The 20424-nt window shown below is 58.4% G+C and carries 10 protein-coding genes; 2 read left to right on the plus strand and 8 right to left on the minus strand.

All coding sequences use genetic code 11. The features are described 5' to 3' along the window. Positions 1-261 precede the first annotated feature (261 nt). Positions 262-942: a Rieske 2Fe-2S domain-containing protein gene (locus AABO57_02440; GenBank protein ID MEK6284577.1), complete on the minus strand. Its 681-nt coding sequence runs from the start codon at positions 940-942 to the stop codon at positions 262-264. Positions 943-1194: 252 nt separating this feature from the next. Here AABO57_02440 and AABO57_02445 point away from each other — a divergent pair, with 252 nt between their 5' ends. Next, on the plus strand, positions 1195-1434 hold the full coding sequence (locus AABO57_02445) for a glutaredoxin family protein (GenBank protein MEK6284578.1): 240 nt from the start codon (positions 1195-1197) through the stop codon (positions 1432-1434). A 51-nt stretch (positions 1435-1485) separates the two neighbouring features. On the opposite strand, the gene AABO57_02450 is transcribed toward AABO57_02445, so the two are convergent. Further along, positions 1486-2415 (minus strand): zf-HC2 domain-containing protein, encoded by a 930-nt coding sequence (locus AABO57_02450; GenBank protein MEK6284579.1) that lies wholly within the window; start codon positions 2413-2415, stop codon positions 1486-1488. A gap of 3 nt (positions 2416-2418) precedes the next feature. Next, positions 2419-2985, minus strand: coding sequence for a sigma-70 family RNA polymerase sigma factor (locus AABO57_02455; protein ID MEK6284580.1), 567 nt, complete (start codon positions 2983-2985; stop codon positions 2419-2421). Between the two features lie 227 nt (positions 2986-3212). Here AABO57_02455 and AABO57_02460 point away from each other — a divergent pair, with 227 nt between their 5' ends. After that, complete coding sequence (locus AABO57_02460) at positions 3213-4598, plus strand: cytochrome B6 (protein ID MEK6284581.1); 1386 nt, start codon at positions 3213-3215, stop codon at positions 4596-4598. A gap of 755 nt (positions 4599-5353) precedes the next feature. On the opposite strand, the gene AABO57_02465 is transcribed toward AABO57_02460, so the two are convergent. The 5 genes from AABO57_02465 to AABO57_02485 form a co-directional block, all read right to left on the minus strand. After that, entirely contained in the window at positions 5354-5755 is a 402-nt protein-coding gene (locus AABO57_02465; protein MEK6284582.1) for a hypothetical protein, read from the minus strand. A 638-nt stretch (positions 5756-6393) separates the two neighbouring features. Next, the gene (locus AABO57_02470; GenBank protein ID MEK6284583.1) at positions 6394-9864 is read right to left on the minus strand and encodes a S8 family serine peptidase; all 3471 of its coding nucleotides are present in this window, start codon (positions 9862-9864) and stop codon (positions 6394-6396) included. Positions 9865-9956: 92 nt separating this feature from the next. Beyond that, positions 9957-10370: a hypothetical protein gene (locus AABO57_02475; GenBank protein ID MEK6284584.1), complete on the minus strand. Its 414-nt coding sequence runs from the start codon at positions 10368-10370 to the stop codon at positions 9957-9959. Between the two features lie 208 nt (positions 10371-10578). Then, positions 10579-12429 carry a hypothetical protein gene (locus AABO57_02480; protein MEK6284585.1) on the minus strand — a complete coding sequence of 617 codons (1851 nt, stop codon included), beginning with the start codon at positions 12427-12429 and terminating at the stop codon, positions 10579-10581. A gap of 103 nt (positions 12430-12532) precedes the next feature. Then, a complete protein-coding gene (locus AABO57_02485) occupies positions 12533-20323 on the minus strand; it encodes a tetratricopeptide repeat protein (GenBank protein ID MEK6284586.1) in 7791 nt (2596 codons plus the stop codon). Positions 20324-20424: the final 101 nt, after the last annotated feature.

Below are 20424 nucleotides of genomic sequence, written 5' to 3' on the forward strand. Positions count from 1 at the left end.
CTGAGTCTTTGTCGGGTCCTTGAGGTCGTCGAGCTCTTGAAGAACAGAGTCCTTCTGAATCTTCTTCTTCAGAAGTTCGATCTCTTCTTTGACGTTTTCTTTGACGCTCGGCGGGGCTTCCTCTGCGACAGTCACAGCCGCGCCGGTCTTCACTTCGGGTTTGTCAGGCTTCTCAGGTTCCATTACTAAGCTCCGCGGTGGATTGTGCTAGAGAGCGAAGACTTGCAACACAGGACGTTCGAATCAAAACAGCGAATCGGTTTACACCTGTATGAACGCGCCCGGCTCGTCGAAGTGGCCCGGCGCCACGTCGCCCTTCGGCCACTCATACAATTTAGCGGTGTTGACTACGATTTGCCCCGTCGGATCAAGCTCTACGTGAGCGCGATCCATCGGACGCGGCGCGGGTCCTTCGAAGTTGATACCTTCGCTGGTATATCCGCTTCCGTGGCACGGGCATTTGAACTTGTTCTCGCCGGGCTTCCAGTCGGGCGTGCACCCAAGGTGAGTGCATCGGGCGTAAATCACAAACAACCTTTCGGCGTTGCGAACGACCCAGACGCGGTATTGCTGTTGGAATTTCGTGTCGACCCCGAATCCAAAATCGGTCGGGTATCCGACTCTGAATACGGTGCTGGGTTCGAAGATGGTACGCGGAAGGAAGAAGCGCAGGAACATCAGAAAATTAACCGCAAGGGAGGCGCCGACTGCGGTCCATATGAACCGGCGGCGCATCTTGTTGACTGGGTCGGGTGGCGCGCTTTCTACAGTCTTGCTCTTAGCCCCTGCCGAAGTGCCGACTGCCGGCTTAGCGGCGGCTTTAGGTTTGTCTGCTGATGCTGACGCTTTCGGCGCCGGTGGTGTAGCTTTCTCTGCCGTTGCGGTTACTGTCTGCTTGTCCTCGCCCTCAACCTTCTGGTTCGCATCCTGAACGGTGTCCATGCTGGAGGTCTCCACGATTCCGTCCATCATTAGAGAGACGATTAGTACGACGTGTTCCAACGAGTGCGCCAGACGCGCCTCGCCGACATATACTGTATGAATTCTGCTGAACGTTTCTCATCGAGCCTGAACTTTACAACCGGACTGCTTTATTATGAAGTGATCGGGTTTTAGCATGTCGCCGCAAAGTTTGTCAAGCAAAGCCACTGAAGAGCGCGGGTCTGGTTTATGACTCAGATGAAAAGAGCAACGGTGACAATCTACACACGGCCACGCTGCCACCTGTGCGACGAGGCGAAGGCGGCGATTAATGCTTCTGGTTGCGACGGCGAGTTCGAATTGGAAGAGGTCAACATCGACCAAGACCCGGCGCTTAGCGAGCGATACGGCTTAGACATACCGGTGATCTTCATCGACGGAGTGAAGGCTTTCAAGCACCGCGTTGATCCGGGCGAGTTCAAGCGTAAGCTTCGCCGGCTAGCGCGAACTTGAGGCTCCTGGGAGCGCAGGCATCCCTGCCTGCTGGCCTCACTTGGGTAACCTTTAGCGCAGCGATCCATCTGAAACTTGCTTTGGTTTCAAACTCTCTATGAAGTCCTGATCTCTCGTACCCTGATGGCACACTATGCAAGACTGCTGGCCGCGTTCTTCCAGGTCAGATACCAGCGCATAGGTCAGCCCTCGATCTGACCAGGTGATGACCTTCAATCCCTGAATCGAGTCGAAATGGAACGTCAGGCCTTTGGAGACTATCTCTTCGCCCCCCGAGGGCCGGGCGACCGCCTCTGACGTCACTACCAGGCTGATCGGCCGCAACCGCATCTTATAAGCAACGTAGGCTGCATAGTCATTCTTATATCCAACCAACCGCGCCCCTTCGAGGTCGTAGAGCTTCTCCTGCCCCGACGATTCCTGATAGTTCGGCAGCTTCACGCTAAAAGGGACCTTTCCTGCGAACCACGCTGAGATTCGCTCGGGCACGGCGGATGCAATCTCGAGCGGAAGCTGACTTCGCAGATGTCGCTGATGAGTGTCTACTGCCATCAACGCAAAGTCGGACGGAGGATTGGGGCGTTGCTTCCGGTACTCAGTTACACCCCAGATGCCAATCAGCAACGCTACAGCGGCCACTGCCGCCAAAGCCGCAACACGGCGAGAGTGAATAAGCCCGGAAGCGGTAGTAGCACCTGGCCAGAGAGACCAGCGTATGCGATGACGCAATCGCTTCGAGGCTGCGTGGGGAGAAGGCGTATCCGCAAGCACCTGTTCGACCCTCGCCCGAAGCTCTAGAGGCGCGACATGAAGAGGCTGAGAAGCGCGGATGACCTCGAGAAAGCGCTGCTCACCCTCGAATAGTCTCCGACAAGCCTCGCAGCCACGCAAATGGGTTTCGAGCGCGGCTCGTTCATTGCCTTGCAGTTCGTCGTCCAGATGGAAAGTCATCTGGGCACGGATTTCGTCACACTGATTCATACTCTAATTCGCTCGAGCTGATCTCGTCGCGGATGTTGTCCGCCAGTCGGCGAGCAATCGCCGGAGTTTTTCTCGCGCTCGCCCAAGCCGGGACATAACAGTGCCGGCAGGACATCCCAGTATGCTTGCAATCTGCTGGTAGCTGAATCCTTCGATGTCACGAAGCACGACGATCTCGCGTTGCGGCAACGGAAGGCTCTCAATCGCGGCTCTGACTTCCTCGCACTCCAGCTTTCTGAGATAGACCACGTGCGGGTCGTTGGCAACGTGGTCGAGCCATTGGGCGCGGCCGTCTTCTTCTGCATCAAGCTCTACAAATCGCGGCCCACCGCGCGTATGCCGAAGCTGGTTGAGCCAGGCGTTTCTCATTATGGCAAAGAGCCAGCTCTTGAGATTGCTGTCGGGCATCAGCCGGCCGAAAGCCCGAACGGCCCGCAGATATGTTTCTTGTACAAGGTCCTCAGCCTCAGTCCGATTACGGGTCAATGCCATGGCAAACCCGTAGAGCGCATCGAGGTGCTCAAGGGCACCATTGGTAAACGTGGAGTTGCGATGGCCGGCTTCGCTCATTCAGTTCTCGATGACTTCCCTAAGAATAACACGCAACCGAGTAAAGTATTCCTCTCACAGTCGCGGAATAAGATTGCTCCTCGCGTGTTATTGCTCATGCGCGGGCTTGCACCGCGAACGCGAATGTACCGTAGACTGTCCGGCCTGCGGTTGTGCTGTCCGCAGACTGGACAGTCTACAGTACATGTGACATCGATGATCACATCCTAACCAGGGAACGGAGGACTATGACAACATCAAAACGAACCAAGATGCTCGTGACACTTGTCTTCATCGTAATGGGTGCTGCCGCGATCTACGTCAGTCCGCAAGCACGCGCACAGCAACAGCCGTCTTCCTTTGGAGGGGTGGTCGAGGAGCCCTTCGCCGTGGTGCTGAAACGCGACAAAGGGGCGAAGGCGCGGGTGATGGCCGAGCATCAAAAGCTGCTCGACGCGCGCTACGATCTGAGCCGCCGCGTCGACGCGAACGTGAAGATGACTCGCGGAAAGCAGATTCCGGTTGGCCCTACGGCGCGGCTCAAGGGCGTGACCTGGGAGCAACTCGGCAAAATGTCGCCCGACGAGATTAAAGAGAAGGGCGTGTTCCCTTACCTTCCTCTCCCGCATATCGCCCATCCGGTGGGCGGCATGGTCTTTCCGCAGGCGGAGGTCAAAGCACTGGCAAGGCTTGAACGATTTGATATGGATTTCGATCTGCCGGAGCACTTCTTACCCGAATTTCCACCGGCGATGTTCCTGATCACTCGGCCCGACCTTGGCGATGTATCCAAAGGTCAAACGGTAACGATCGACAACTTCTACGAGCTTTTCAACGGCATCCTCAATCCGAAACAGCTCGATGGGTTGCGTCTGCTTCTCACTCAGTTTCCCCAGCAGCAGTTCAACGCCACGGCGGATCGCAAGACCGAAAAGCCCGACGGCATGCGTGGCGTGACCTGCTTCGATTGTCACGTCAACGGACACACGTCAGGGGCGACGCACCTTGCCGGCGACGTACGGCCGCAAGAGTTTCGCCGCCGGATCGAGACGCCTTCGCTGCGCGGCGTCAACATCCAGCGTTTGTTCGGATCGCAACGTGCCCTAAAAAGCGTGGAAGACTTCACTGAGTTCGAACAGCGCGCAGCCTACTTCGACGGCGACCCGGTGCTTGCGAGCAAAAAAGGATTGAGCATTTTGGAGCGTGGCTCGCAAGTTCACAACATGGCTGAATTTCAAGAGCTGCTCGATTTTCCGCCCGCGCCGAAGCTGAACCTGTTTGGCCGCCTCGACCGGACGAGGTCAACCGAGAGCGAGATACGCGGCGAAGATCTGTTCTTCGGCAAAGCTCAATGCGCGGTCTGCCACACAGCGCCTTACTACACGGACAACCTGATGCACGATCTGAAGGTCGAGCGCTTTTTCAAGCCTCGGATGGAAGGCGGGATGATGATCACGGCTCAAGGTCCGATCAAGAACTTCCCGCTACGCGGCATCAAGGAATCGCCACCGTATCTGCACGACGGAAGGTTGCTAACATTGGAAGACACAGTCGAGTTTTTCAATCTGATTCTGCGACTTGATCTGGCGATGCAGGAGAAGAAGGATTTGGTTGCGTTCCTGCGGGCGTTGTAGCCGGGCGCTGACACGTCGGTGGCTCCAGAGTAGGCTGGCCAAGGCTCGCCTTGGCCAGCCTCGAAACTCAGGAAGGGTTCATCGCGCAATGCTTCGTGGCTTCGTCGAAGGCGGTCGCGCTGGCTTACGGATTGACGATACGATACGCCACGTTTGATCGGCAGCGTCGATGTCAACGTCCAGGCTCTGGCAGATTCCTATCCAGCGTTCGCGAGACATCGATGCGGCCCATGCCCGATCGAGCAGAGGCGACGCTGGTACGGCGGCCCCGCCACCGCGAAGAATCAACAGGCGCTGGACATCCCGCCGGATACGTAGACCGTAGTACGCACGACGCGCGGGGGCTAAGTCGTGCTGATATCTATCCAGCGCTGCGAGTCGTGCTTTCACGAGTCTTTGCTTGTGTGCCACTGCTATTGGTGAGACAAACACTCGCTCCCGCCAGTGGCTCGTGCCGAGAAGCCATACTCCATAGGCCGCTATATGGCCAGCCAGCTCGGAACCAAGCCACTTCTCTGTGAACGTTTCGGCGGAAGGGACCCACACGAGATGGACAGACCCAACTCTTGAAGTCGAACCCTCGCCTACGCAGAAGAGATCCCAGTCGGAATCCTGGCCTGCCATACCCTGTGCCCTGGAGCCAAACAACACGATCTCGTGGGCTCTTCGTGCCAAGACTGCCCACGGAAGGCCACCGACTTCAAGTTGGCGGTGGAGTTCACGCGGGACCCTTGGAGATTGTCGGCTTTTATTGGTCACGCCCCCTTCTCCTTGGGGGGCTTCGCTTGAGAGTGTTTCTTGGCAAGGGACTCGATCGCATCCTGCAGGTGTTTGTGCAGAGTAGTAAGGAGCTCCCCTGGCCTTTCTCTTGGCGTGCTCCCGAAAGGGTACAAATCTCCAATGGCTTCCTCGAATTCGTCTGGGAGCAAAGCGGCTTCCTCTGGGAGAATTTCCGCGCGAACCAATGCGTCCAGAACCTCTGAGATACCGGGAGCCTTGTGATCCATGCTGAGGTCTTGAAACAGAGGGTTTCTCGCCAGTTTGCTGCCGATAGCGTCGAGGGCCATGTCCATATAGAACTCGATATCGCGGCTCTTAACCAAGTCGCTTATTGCTTCCAGGGCCTGCTCTCGGAATGTTTTTCCTTGATCAGTCATTGCTGAGCTCCTGTGATCGGCACTTCCGAGGGCGACACTATTTGAATCTTGATTGGCTTTTGGTCCTGATCCGCTCGAAGGATGCTAGCCGCCGTGAATGCAAGGATGAGCACCGTGAGAAGCAGGTAGAACAATGGCGCCTCCCAGGAAAAGAGGAATCTGCGAACCCGATTCCCGGTCTGGGCTGTCATGGCAATCGTATAAACGATTCCGGGACTCCGGGCACTGCGGCTATCATGTGAACCCTTAACAAGCTGATTCTCCAGATCGCGCAAGCGCCTAGTGAATGAGTTCTGCCAGACCTGCTGATTGCTGTCAAGAAGGTAGAACAGGCCAACAACGAAAAGACTGGAGAGGAATGCGACGCTTGGGATGTTTGCAGCAGTCCCGCTGACGAGAAACGCGACCATTAGAGTAATCGCCCAGCCGCGAATTTGAAACTTGAAAGTGCCTATTCCGTCAACTTTGGCTTGGAGCAGTTTATACTCCCCACCGTCTGTCCTCCGGCTCCGGCATAGCAAGAATCTCCTTTTGTCTGCTGCAAAATACGTGGCCCGCCGCGTTGCACCAGTCTACCACGCCATCCGTTCGTCAACCCGGTCGCCCTCGCGAAGGTTCAGATCAGCATTGAGAAATATTCACTGCTCCAACCCAACCGGCGTGCAATTGACCCGGTCCCCTCGCAAGCTCACATCATCGATGTACCAACCAAGCCCTTTGCCGTCCGGGTCAGTCCCGATTCGGAACCTGATCGTCACCGTCTTGCCCGCGAAACTGCTCAAGTCGACCACCACCTGCTGGAACGTCCCCAGCCGGCCTTCGACCCAGGCGGGCCGGTCGGCAAGTGGGTTCGAAGTGAACTCATAAACCGTTCCGGTGTAGCGGCCTTTCAAGATCTTTGAGCCGAGGTCTTCAAAGTCGGCTCCAGTCGATATTTCAATCACCCCGCCGTCGAACGTCCCTCGCTCGAATTCGAACGTGTGGAAAAAGACCAACTGCAAGTTGCGAGAGTCGGCCGGAAGCTGAATCGCAACGGTGTCGAGATGGGCGTCGATGACTTGAGATCCCGGGTCGGGCGTGAACCACGAGCTTGTCCCTGAATGGACTCGCTTCGTAGCAATCACCCACGTGTCTTGACGAAATTTCTTCTTCTTGACGCCGCTCCCGTGGGTCCACTTCAACTCACCCGCCTCGATGTCGTCGGAGAAGAACTGCGCCGCTTGTGTATTTCCCACCGCGACTGCGAATGGCACTCTCGATGTTGACCCGAGACTGGTCACGTCAAGCACGAAGTTGATCACGCTGCCGCACGCCACGCTTCCGGCTACCGTGAACGTGAAAGCAGACAAGCCCTCGGCGTTCTGGCCCGGGGCGATGTTCGGAAAATCAACACCAGCAACGGTGACTGTTACGCCGGTGGTCGTCGATGAGAGCGTCCCGTGAGCCGATGTAAGCGCGATCGGCGAAAGATCGCCAAGGCTGAGCCTGAGCGAAACCGTCTCGCCCGGGTCGGCAAACGCGTCCGCGCCGCCCGCGAGCGTGACATTCACAATCGTCGCGACCGGAACATCTTTCTTTTCGCCGTTGTAGACAACGAGCGCGAAGTCCTGATCGGTAGGATCGCCGTTACTCGGAACGCCGTCGCCCGCTATGTTGGCGGCTCTCACTCGGACGACAAAGCTGCCGACGGCGCCAATCGGAAGCCATACCCCTTCGACGTTGTTCTTTGTGTCGGGATCGCCGCCGGGTTTGGAAGCCTGACCCGAAAAGTTGTTGCCGCGATAGACCTGACCATTGATGGTGACCTCCAGGTCCAGATTATTTACCCAGGGCGCGACGCCCGAAAACCCGGGCGCATCAGTCCACGCTAGTGTCACGCGAAACGGCTGCGTCGAGTCTTTGACTTCACCGGTGATGACGAACTCCTGACCGCTGTCGGTAAGCGTGTTCGTCTGGTTGACGAGTATCTTCGGCGTTGTGTCGAACGCGCGATTGAGATTCAACAGACCCCAGCCCTGCCGCACCTGGGGAAGATCGCCGCCCGCAAGATTGCCGGTCATGTAAGTAGTCGTGTTGAGCAGCAGCGCTTTGATAAGCGCGGAGGTTGGCGGCTCGCCTTTGTTGATTAAGAACTGACGTACCAGCGCGGCGGCGCCGGCGACCTGCGGCGTCGAATGACTCGTTCCCGAAGACCAGGTGTAAAGGGTCTGCCCTTTCGGGAAGTAAGGTTTGCCGAAATCCTCGCCGCACACGCCTGATCCGTCGAATAGCGGGTTTTGCGATGCCGCGCCTTCAATATGCGTACCCGGCGCGGTGATGTCGGGTTTTATCCGGCCATCAAAAATGGGCCCCCCGGACGAGAAGAAGGCAATGTCCATAGCGCTGTCCGCGTCGGTATCCTTCACGTTGCAGCCATCAGTGCCGTCTTTGCGCGAGTTTTCTCCCGCCGCCACCGAGATCACATTCTTGGCCGTGCCTGGTGCGCCGATGCGTTGGACCGATCCTGAGTTTCCAGCCGCGAAGCATATTGTCGCCTCTTGATTGCCGGGTTGATCGGGCGCTGCGTCCCGTACGCGCGTGTCGTACTCTTGTGCGTCGATCGAATACGTGTTCGAAAGCTCCGCCCAACTGTTCGATAACACGCGGGCGCCGTCGCGATAAGCATCCGAGACAAGTTTGGTATAAGGATCGACTAGATCGAACGCCCCGTTGGATTGGAAAATCTTGGACGAGCCGAGCAGAGCGAACGGCGCGATTCCCAAACCGTGATTGAAACCCGAAGTATCGCGCAAGTCTTTGTCCGAAGACGTGCTCCCGCCGCCGGCAATCGACAGGTTAATCGTGCCGTGTCCGGCAACGTCCCCGGGATCAAGCTCCGAGGTGTAATCGCGCGCGTAAAGCACGCGGCTCTGTTTATTGGAATCGAGAAAATCCGGATGCAGCTTGTCGGGCGTTATCGCCCCGCGATCCAATCCGCTATCAGAGACGTCAATGGCGAAATTGAACGTGGATGAAAACCCGTGGGCGGCGAGCCATGTCGCGTAGCCAGGACCTTGGGCCGCCGTGAGATCGGCCGTCAATTGCCCGGCGATTATCTGCCCCGCGCGTTCGTCCATTAACCGAGGAGCAGTCCACGGTTCGATGTTAACCACGCCTTGCAGCGCGGCAAGGCCGGCGATCCGGCCAGCGTCGATCTTGATTCGCAAGTTGGTGAAATTGAGCACGCCGTAAGCGTCAACTAACACCCGTGACGCCAGCTTTCTGGCTTGTTTTACATCGGCGTTGTCTCGCGCATTTTGCTCGCCCTTCCCAAGAGCGAGCTGGACGGCAACCGTTAATTCACCGCCGGCAGCTTCTCTCAGCGCGGGATGAATCTTGTGTTCGTCAAGGAACGGGCCTTCCCACTGAATAAAGCCTTCGCCACGCGCTGCGGCAATTTGATTGCGGCTCATCAACCGCCCGCGCGCGTTGGAATCAGCTCGCACGAGGTAGCCATTGTTCGGCACGTAAGCCACGGCCTCAACGCCGCTCGCTTCGAGCTGCTCGAGCCACGCTCGCTTGACTGGGCCGACGAATTGCACCAAGCGAAGCAACCCGCTATCGTCGCCGATTGGCGAAGCAAGAGAATGCAACCCGTACGACGCGGCTGGGCGGCCCATTCCAACGAAGGTACCCGTCGTTTCGACATCGGTTGTATCAATTGCTGCGGATCGTAAGAGCAGCACGTTTAGATCGTCGCGCACGACCAGCGAACCAAGGGAGTTCGGAAGCAGGACTGACGTATGGTCTCCGCCCGCACTCAGCTCCTCAGCGCTCTGGAGTGCGTCGTCATCCATCGCAAACAGCTTGTAAGACCCGTAGTCAGAGATTTCAATCGCCCCCGATGCTTTTGCTTGAGCGAGCGCTTCGAGATCCTCGGTAGAAACCATGGCTTTGTGAAGCTTCCCGGGACTTCGGTAAGAACTCGCACTGATCGAGCCGCTTTCGTGGACGGCGAATTTTACCGGCGACCGGGAACTGACGCCCTTTGATTCGCGATTCGCACTCACCGCTGAGATGGACACAAACAGCGCGATGGCGAGGAAACAAAATGCTAAGCGCATTCGCATTGAAGCCTCCTGGAATAGCACAGACTTCAGTCTGTCTGGTTGGGTTATGCCGACCGATTTAACCGGCACAGACTAAAGTCTATGCTTACTGACTACTGCTTCGGCTTGAGGGCGAAACCGAACAGCTTCCACTCTCCGCTATCATCCTGGAACATCAACGTAACTTCTCCCCTCCCCTGCTCGAACTGGACCTTGTAAACCGGCAACACCATCCGGTCCTTGCCTTCGCCCTGAAACTGCATACTTACCCGGACAAATCCGAGGGTCTTTCCAAAGGCCCTTAGTTGTGTGAGGTTTTCTGTGACCGTTTCCCGGGACTTGTTCGCCTTGAATTTCTTCGCCGCGTCGTTATAAATCGTATCGTATTCGCCCTTGTCGAGCCGCTGGAAAAACAGGGTCGCAGCCTTATCGACGTCCTCGGCGGGAGCTTCGTGAGAGAGCAGCGCGCAGCCGCCAAAGAGCATAGCGATAGAACAAATGACTGGAGCAGCTACCTTTCGAAGCATCTATACCTCTTTGTCCGGAATTGGGTGGTCTTTGAGCCGAGAGAAACAATAGCAGTAGAGCCAACAGCAGAGCAATGAGGGGAGAGTCAGTAGTCCGTAGTCCGTAGCTCTCTAGCCTGGCGGCTGCTGATAGTGGCGATGGACCAATCGACTAACTGATCAATGACTACGGACCACGGACTACGGACTACGGACTACGGACTACTGACTACCAAGAATAAACAACCCGCTCGGTCATCACCGCGCTGACGGACGCCCGGCTGAGGCGCACTTCGCGGATATCCGACGCGGCAACGAGGCTCGACAAGTTCTCGCTAAAGAATTTCACCTCGGGCTCTTCTTCGTCGTCCCTTTTTGGCTTCGGTTTACTTTGCTGATCCCGCCCGTCGAGCTTCGACATCAAGGTGTCGAAGACAGGCTTAGCAGCGGCCACCCGAACCAGCGCGTAGAAATCAACCGGCGCATCGGGTTTTTCCATCGAGCTTGAGGCCTTCGCAGCTTGCAGGATGTCGTTGGCGAACTCTTTGCTCGACGCCAGCACAAGGTAGTTTCCCAAAACTGAGTACGCCGCGCCCTGTTCCAGAAGTGACTGCGCAACAAAACGAACCGCGCCTTGATCCTGCCACTCGAGCCGCGGCCGTGTGCCGGCAACTACAAACCTCGCGCGCAACTCGTCAACTATCGCGCGCTCCAACATCTCCCGGTTGACGGCGGCTCCCTCCTTCAACTGAGCCACGATGGCGCGCTCGAATCTCACGAACGGCTTCCCCGCTTCCGTCTTTGATCTTACAAGCTCGGAATAGGCTGCCGGTGAAAGTCCCGTGAGAATGGACTCAACGCTCTTCGTGAAGCCGCCGCCGGTAACCTCATATGAAGTCTTCGTCCCCGTAGCCTTAACGCCGGTTCCCGAGCCGCGCTTCGGCGCCTGTTCGTCGTCAACGTCCATATCGAAGCGAGCGTCGAGCCGGCTGTAGCGCTCAGCGCGCGTGTTCTCATCGTCATTGCCGGAGCTGCGAGTGCGATCGGGGATCTCCGCCGGCGACCACGATTCTTCGGGGAGCTTTCCGAATAGGGCTTGCTCAATCGCTGACGGTAACTGTTCCTTTGCAGCAGTGCCGCGCACTTGAACGAGCTGCGCGTCGGCGGGAGCAAACTTCATCAGCGCCGCGAACTGCTCTCCGGACATCGCGCTAACCCTTACCCTCTGACCCCCAACCCCCATCTTGAACCATCGCTGCTCGGTCATTCCGTCGCGCGCGATTCTCAAATCTATGAGCCCGGTTTCGATGGCCGCCAGGGCACCGTCTGCGTTGTGATGAATCCAGTAGTTGTCAAAGTAGCGATTGCGGTTCAATCGCTCCTGGTCGAGCCACATCGTTACGTCGTGCGCCGCGAATCCAGCAGCTTCGCCGGCCAACCCTACGACATCGGAGAGCAGCGAGTCAGAGCCCACCGCCTTCGCGTTGCCCATAGCGCGGATCATCAATCCTTCGGTGGTGGTCACAATCAGCTTGCCTTCGACGTACGCAAAGCAGAACTGCTGATTCAGCCGTCCGCCGTCGGTGGTAACATCGCGGACGTAATATGAAGTTCCATCGGCCGACCGCTCCGAAAACTGCGACGCTTGTTTGAAGAGTACGGACGCGACGGCTCGGGCGCGCGGGACTTCGGTGACGAAAACCATCTCGATCTTACCGATATCATAGATCGAAACGGCCGAGGCGCGGCCCGCAAGCTCGGCTAGCCGTTTCTCGTCGAGCCCGAAGCCGATCGCGGTCTCGAAATCCTTCTTGCGATCCTGAAGCTTCAGGTACACACGCGACTTCTGAAACGCCGTGAAGCTCGCGCTGTCGTAAAACTGAGAACGCACAGGCGAAGCGAGCCAGGTCTTGAGCAACGCCCCCAAATCGTTTGCCTGCACGTACACGATTGCGCCGCGCGGCATCACTCCGGCGAGCCTGAGCTGTTCGGCAACCGGCCTCGCTTGTTGTCCATCAGATCGATGCGATACCGCAAGTATCAAAACGGCAATCGATAGTATGAGCTTCCTCGTTCTCATAAATCCGGTCCTCAAGTCTCGAATAGACCACGGATAGGACGGATTCGACGGATTCTCGCCGATCTGATCCGTGCAAACCCGTCTTATCCGTGTCATCCGCGGACTATTCCTTTCCCAGCACGCGCATCGCGTAAATCGATTCGGTCGCGTTCGAGCGATTGATCCGTGTTAGCAACGCGAGCCTCAATTGCCTTGCCTTTTCGGCGGCCATTATCTCCGCAAGCCGCTTCTCAATCGCCGTCTTCTCTTCCGGCTTCACCGCGTCTGCGGCTCGCAACCGTTCAATCGCCATTGCCCGATCATACTCCCCGAGCTTCGCCGCCGATTCGACAAGCGAAGCCAACAGCTCTCCAACCAGTCGTGACGCAATCGATTCATTCATCTCTGCGAGCGTCTTAAGCCCCGCCATCCTCGATCGCGCAATCTCGAGAGACGGTTCGAATGAAACACTGGCCTGCGCCTCTCTGCGCCCCGCTCCCGAAGAAAGCGCTCTTCGCACTGCCGAGCTGATCGAGGGCTGGGAACCGGACTGCTCGCCTTCCGCAAGACGAATCGCCGCCAGGTCGCGTCCATTCTTGCCGTAGAGGATGATCAACTGCGCCCGTGGTCCGGGCGCCCGGAAAGCAATCGCCTCGGTGATCTCGCCATCGGCGTCCAGGTACAATGCTCGCTCGAAGCTGGTCACCGCTTCTGCATCGCGCCCGGCGGCAGCGGCAATCAATCCGATCTTCATCTGCGCGACCGCCGCAAGCGGTCCGGCATTCACACTCGCAAGCGCCGCGCGAGCTTCTTCACGATTGCCCGCCGCTTCATACACGGCCGCCCGCGCCAGCATTGCGGCCGCATCGCTCCGGCCACGCTGATCGAGCGAGGAAGCGCCGCGCGACGCAAGCGAACGATCCGCTCTCACCAACTCGCCGAGCACCTCCGCCGCCTGGGCGCGCACGGTGTTGGGTGTAGCTCGCTCCCCGATCAACGAGATGATCCGATCGACCGCGTCGACAGCTCGGCCGGACGCCGCGATCGCGCGCGCAAGCTCGAGCTTGTTTGTCGCGTTGTCAGGATTGGCGCGCGCGATCTGCTCGCGAAACTCAATCGCGTCGCCGTAGCGCCCCGTTCGAGCGGCGGTCTCCGCTGCGAGCTGCAAAGCCCTCGCGTTTTCGGTTGAACGCTCAACAAGAAGCTTCAACAACCGTGAAGTTTCGTCGCCGCGGCCACGGCGCGCTTCGATCTCCGCCAACCCGGCAAGGACCGCGTCATCCGAGTACCGAGACCGCACTTGCCTGGTGTAAGCGTCGTAGAGCAAGGCGTCCGCGTCTTGTTCGCGGCCCTCGGCCAACAAGAGCACATAAGCCCTCGAACAACGCTCGTGCAAACCGGTTTCGTCCTGACTGCCTTCCGCCTTCTGCCTTCCGTCTTCTGTCTTCTCGAGCCCGCAGTAACGACGCAGCTCCGTGATTGCCTTAGCCGCGTCGCGTCCGCCGCGAAGCTCGATCAATGCCGAGGCAAGCGGCAACCAATAGTATCGGCTGGCCGGCGTAGAGCCTTCTTCGTCGCCCTCGAGCGCGATCGACAGGTCACTCACTTCGCGCTTGATAGTCGCGATCAACAGCCGCGCTTCATCAAAAGAGCGCGTGCGAATCAGGTAGTCGGCCAGTCGTTTCCGCCAGGTAGCAAGCTCGCGCGCGGGGTAGACGTACTCGGTTCCGCTGTAGAATCCATTTTCGTATGCCGGGGTGCCTAACACCGATGACGCGAGGTCGGAAATTCGCTGATGCATTGTGCGGTAGATGCCGGCGAGTGTGTTCTCCGGGAGCAGGCTCTCTTCAATCAGCATGCGCCCGATAACCATGTCGCCGGGCATGCCGTTGATCGCGTTGTGGAAGAACGTGGCCACGTCGTTCGCAGTCTTCGAATCTTGGCGCGCGCGATCGGCGATCTCGCGAACGAGCGGCTTGATGGCTTCTATTCGATCCGGCGCCCGCCTGTCCCGCGACGCACGATTGACGAAAGAGACGAGGAAATTCTCCAGTCGCGGCAGCGCTTCGAGCAAGAAACCGTTGTCGGCCATCACCTTCAAGTAAGCCTGCGCATCGGCAATCGTCACACGGCCGCTCATAATCGCGCCCCACGCGTCGAGCGCGCCTTTGTGGTCGCGGCTCGCAAGCGCAACTGCTCCGCGCATCACCGCAACATCTCTCTCGCCGGGCGCAAGCTCACTCGCCAGCGCAACGTGATCGGACGCGCGGGCGGTGTTCTTCCGGTCGAGATAATACGCAGCGAGTTCCAACTGAGCGCGCTCGCTTGATGGATGACCTTCAATCTCACCGGCAACAAATTTGCGGCTGTCGATCTCGCGGCCCACCAGTCCAAGCCAATACCCGTAATTCCGCGACCCGGCGAACCAGTCGCTTCCAACCAGAGCGCGGCCTCCCTCGATTCGCCGTCCGAGCATCTGCCCGATGGGCTTGATGTCGAGCGCCTCTTTGAAAAATGGTTCGTTCTCCGGCGACGTGTCCTTCAGGAACAGCCCGACCTCACCGCTGCGTTGCTGCACCCACGCAGGCGATTGTTTGGCGCTCGCGATCGCATCCAGCGCCAGCAGCTTTTCGTTCTTCTCGACCAGGAAATTGATGAGCTGCAGTTGATATGCGCTGTAGGTCGAAGCCAGCCGCTGAAGCTCGCTTCGTTGACTAGACGCGTGCAGCAGCGAAAGATAACGGTCGACCCAGTCGGTGTAGTTAGTCGTCAAATCGCCGCTCGCGCCGGCATACGCCGCACGCAGCCACTCGACCTCGCGATCGCGATCCCCGGCGAGCCGGTATTGAGTCGCGATCTGGTTCTGATAGTCGAAGCGATTCTTGTATGGATCGCGTCTGAACTCGGCCGTAAGCAGCTCGGCCGCGCGCCCGTACGCAGCGTGGCGGCCGTAGAAGGCGACGGTCGCTCGAAGCTCGCCGTAATAAGCGGTGTCTTGCGCCGTGACCGTCCGCGAGTTCTTTGGCCGCGCTTCGAACGCCGCATCCTTTAGCCGAATCTGGATCTGCTCTTCGACTTCGACCAGAGCTGCGCCCCGCGCGATTCCAAGATAACGTTGCAGCGCCGCGGCGTCGGAGTACGTGGTCAGCTTCGCGATCGAGGCTTGAAGCGCTGACGCGAGCGCCGGCGTCTCATCGGCAGCCGCGTATTCAATCACACCTTTGCCGAAGTCGCTGCGCATCGCTCGATCGATAGCTTCGACGATGCTTTTCGCTTTGTATTCCTGAGTGTTCTCGGCAATCGCGAAGAACTGCGCGCGCAACCGTTCGAGCTTTTGATACGCCCCGGCGGGCGGCTCGCTGCGAATCAGCGCCTTAACGTAGCCGGCAAAGCTCGCGCTCGGGACGTACTCGTCGCTTTCGAGCTTCTTTGGCAACTCGGCGAAGACCTGCTCGTATATCCGCACAGCCTCGCCGTTCAATCCCCACGCCGCCAGTTGAGCCGCTATGTTGGTTTGAGCCTCGGAAGTCGCGTTCTTCTTCGCTGCCAGCGCCTGACGAATCGTCTTCACTGCTTCGTCGCGCTGGCCTTGTTGGACCTGAATCCGGGCGACCTCGATCAACCATTGCGGATCGCGGCCGGCAAGCGTCCAGCCTTCGCGCAGCGTGGCGATCGCTTCATCGTAGCGGCGCTGGCGGGTTAGCACCGACGCCAGCGTGAAGCGTAGCTCCGACCGCTGAGGCTCGTTTAACACCGCTATTCGATATTGCTCTGCCGCGCCGGCGAGATTTCCTCTCCGCTCGTAGATTCGGCCAAGCACCAATTGCCAGCGATAATTCTTGTTCGACTCCTTCGACAACTTCTCGTAGTAACCGACGAGCCGTTCGATCAAGCTGTGTTGCTCCGCATACTCAATCGCGGCCGCGAGCCGGTCCGTGTCTTCGGGAAAGCTGTTGATGACCTCGATGTGCTGATCGACCGCCTCTTGATACTTGCCAAGCGAGTCCAGCGCGCGGATCATCCCGGCGCGAAGGTCGGCCACCCGCGCCCGAGTCTCCTCTCCCCCCAAACCGGCTTCGCGAGCCTCCTTGAAGGCTTCCTGATAAAGCGCGGCAAGCTCGTTGAGCTTGTTTTCAGCTCCAAGCGTTCGCGCCAGCTCGCCGAACACCTCGGTATCGAAGCGGTTCTCGTTGTAGAACGCGCGCAACGTTGCCTCCGCCTCCGCGAGCTTGTTCGCGTCCACTTGTCTGCGCGCCAGCAGCAGCGCGAAGCTGCGCCGATTCGTCCCGAGCGCGCGAGCCAGAGTCCGCTTGTACAGATCGAGCGATTTGTCGAGCAGCCCCGCGCGCCAATAGAACTGCGCCGACTCTTCAACAACCCCGACGTTCGTCGGATAATCGCCGGCCAGCTTATCGATGAGCGCAATCGCGGCATCGACCTGGCCGTGACGTTCGAGGAATGAAGCGAGTTGCAATCGATACATCATCGCTTCGCGCTCGTCGCGCGCTACGGTCATGAGCCGGGTAATAACTTGCTGCTCGTCCTCCGGCCGAAGTATCGCGCGGAACAGATCACGCACCGATTCGAGGAACGCGACATCGCTCGATCTCGCGACCTCGGTGCGAAGCATCGCAAGCGCATCGGCTTGCTGTTCGCGCTCGGCCTGGTAGTTTGCGTACCCGATTATTAACTGCCAGTCGGCTGGATTGGCCGAACGAGCCCGCTCATACGCCGCTACGATCTTTTCAGCCAGACCCGTTCGCTTTGAAAGCTGAGCGAGTCGCTTTGCCACGGTATCGCGGCCCTCGCCGGGTTCAGACAGGACCTTGACGTACTCTGCGATAGCCGAATCCATGGAGCCTTTGGCTTCGTAGACCGCGCCCATTCGATACGCGTAAATGGTTTGCTCGCCTGTCGCGTTGCGCAGCTCTTTGAACACGCGAATGGCTTGATCGAATTGATAGTAGTCCCAGAAGACGGTGGCGACTTCCAAATAGGTGTTCCGCTCGCCGGGCTCGATCTGAATCAGCTTGTCCCACTGCTCGGCTGCCCGTTTGAAATCGCCGAGCTGAGCGTAGACCTCGCCCGCTTTGATTCGATAGGAATGATCGGACGGATAGATATCCGCCATCTGCGCAAAAGCTCGGGCCGATTCCTCGAAGAGCTTGTCCGACTGCTGTCCGAATGAACGAGTCAGGTCGGCAAGCCGGTCAGCATACTGCGGCTCACCTGGATAAAGCGCGACCAGTTGTCGATACGCATCGAGCGCTTCGTCGTGATGCGAAATCCACAGCGCGGCGTCGGCGCCGAAAATCTTGTACGTGGTCAGGACTCCAGCGCCCCCGTTTGTGCGAGCCTTGTTGCACCGCTCCCGGAGTTGTCCCTGCTTCGACAGCCACGCGAGGTATGCCTCTCGAATCGACCGGTCCGCGAAATAGTATTCCGTCGAAAGCTTCTCCCACTGCGCGCGATCATTCTTCTCTTGATAACTCAGCATGCCCCGCACAAAGAACACATTCCTCGGGAAACGCGTGCGAGCAAAGCTGTACAAATCAAAGGCCAATCGCTCATCCCAATTCATCGCGTCACCGGCCGCCGTCGCGCCGTAGCCGGCGAAGCGCAGCAGGTAATCCGTGATTTCGTCTTCATCGAAAACCGAAATCAACTGCCTTGAATACCTCGTAAGATCTTTCCCGCGTTTCTGCCGCACGTACCAGCGAGCCAGCCGGTGATACCAGGTGTTCGAATCGAACTGCTTGATCGCCGAGTCGTAAGCCTTCAACTGGTCGTTGATCAATTGAGCCTGGCCCAGCCATCGCAGGAAGCGCTCGTACAGACCTTCTTCCTTCGGGTGCTTCTTGATCTCACCCCAGAAGAACGCGACGGTCTCGGTCTTCTTGTCTTCAGCCGCAAGCGACGACACGTACCGCTCGAGCACGCTGCTGTAAGCCGGCCCCCGTCTGGCTTCGTTCTCAGCGGGCCGCGGCTCGACGTCGGTCACTTCGGATTCGGTCTCGCTGTCCTCACTCTCGTCAGTCGCGGCCTTGTCGTCGGTCGGGTCGTAGGTATCGCTGTAGGCTTCGGCGTTGTACTTGATCTTGTCGATGAGGTTTTCGATCTGGGGCGTGATGCCGTAGCTCCAATGCTTGGGCGAAACGGCGACCAGCGGAATGCCTTTCGGTTGATTGCGCGCTAAGCGATCGAGCAATTCACTAAGCACCGCGCGCTCATTCGCTCGGTCCTTCAGCGCTACGTAAGAATCCGCGATCCGAAGCGAGACCTCCGCATAGCGAGGCGACTCAGGATAGAGCCTTTGAAACTCGCGGCCTGCTTCAATGGCCAGCTTGTGCTCCAGAAGCGACGCGAACACGTTGACCGTCCCGAGATACATCTCAGGCAGGTGTGTCGATTGGGCATATTCCTGCTTGAACGAGGTGAAGATGCGATAGGCGAATGCGCGGTTGAAGTAACCGGCGGCGGCTTTCTCTTCGGTGGCGAACTCTTGAGATGGACTCGTGCCCGAAAGTACAAGCGACAGCACGCCGTTCAAGAAGCCGGGATTTTGATCGACTTCAGCGATGTCGCGGTAGAACGAGAGGTCCCCACCGCCCACGCGGGTTGGAGTGCCCGCAGCGTCGAGCATCACTTTGAACAAACGGTATAGCGCTTCCTCGCGCGATGAAGTTCCGGGTTCAAGACCGCCGACCAGATAGAACGTGTACAGGTACCGCGACGCCTGATCGTAGTGCCCTACCGAGGCGAACATCCCGGCTACCGTTTCAAGCTCGCGCGGAGTCCACGACGAAGAAGCAACAGCGCCGGTTTGTGGCTGAGCGCCTGCCGGCGACTTCTTGCCGGCGCGCCGGTCTTCAAGCTCGAGCAGCAACCGCGCGGCTTGCTCGTAGCCGCCTTCGTAGGTGTATACGCTGAACAACCGGGTTACGGTATCAAGATCAGTCGCGCCCGCTCTAACGCGTTCCTGGAGCGCGCGGCGAACGATTCGATAGCGGCCAAAGCGCCGTAACAGTTCGTAGTAATCACCCGCAAGCGCTCGCGGCCAGTTCGGATCAAACACCGGCGCGTAGACTTCTTCGGCGCCGCGGCGGTCGCCGGTCGTCTCGAGAATCTGGGAACGGCTCCGCAGAAAATAAGCAAGCTCAGAGGGAAACCTCGGCTGGTATGAAGCCAGCACCGCTAGCGCTTCTCTGTACTGCTTCGCAAGCTGGAGTTCTTCAACGTAGTCTTTGATCGGCTGAATGTTCGAAGGATCGGCGGCTACCAGTTCGGCGAAGAAATCAGCCGGCTTGAACTCTTTCAATGACCGCGTGCGAACCAGCTCCGCAGCCCGCTTGTAGATCGCCGTTCGCTCGCTGGCTGCTGATGCCCTGGCTAATTCCTGAAGCGTTCTCACTTCATCGGCGAACCGCGCGCGGTGATCATAGAAACCAGCCAGCCTTCGAAGCGCATCTCGCGAGCGTCCTCTCAGGTCCGCGTACCCGCGCATCTCGGTGATAGCCCTATCAAACTGTCCGGTTCGTTCCGAAAGCCTCGCGGCGTACAGATGGAGCCTCGGGTCTTTCGGATACCTGGCAAGCAGCGCATCGATTCGTTGAAGCGCGATTGCGTAAGGCCTGGCGACGGATGACTGACTTCCGAAGAACTCTTCGTTGGTGTACAACGCATCGTCTACAAGCTTCTGCGGCGCGCGATTGGGATCAGCAGGCCGGGCCGGCCCGGTGATCGCAGTAGTATTGCGGTTAGCAGCAGGTCTTCGTTTGGCAGCACGTTGTGCAGGCGACGGCTTGTGCGCCACTCGTTTTCGTTGGGCGGACTTCTGCGCTACGACGAACGTGGCAACAGCGAGGGACGCTAGCGCGATCGTTATTGCGATTGTTGAATAGATACGTTTGCGCATATCAACCGGTCGTTCTTAACGCGAGGACGCGAAGGCGCAAGGACGCGGCGGCGAATCGGTCATTCTTGTATCTTTGCGCCTTTGCGTCTCTTTGCGCCTTT

The sequence above is a fragment of the Acidobacteriota bacterium genome (assembly GCA_038040445.1).
Classification (GTDB): Bacteria; Acidobacteriota; Blastocatellia; order UBA7656; family UBA7656; genus Onstottus_A; species Onstottus_A frigus.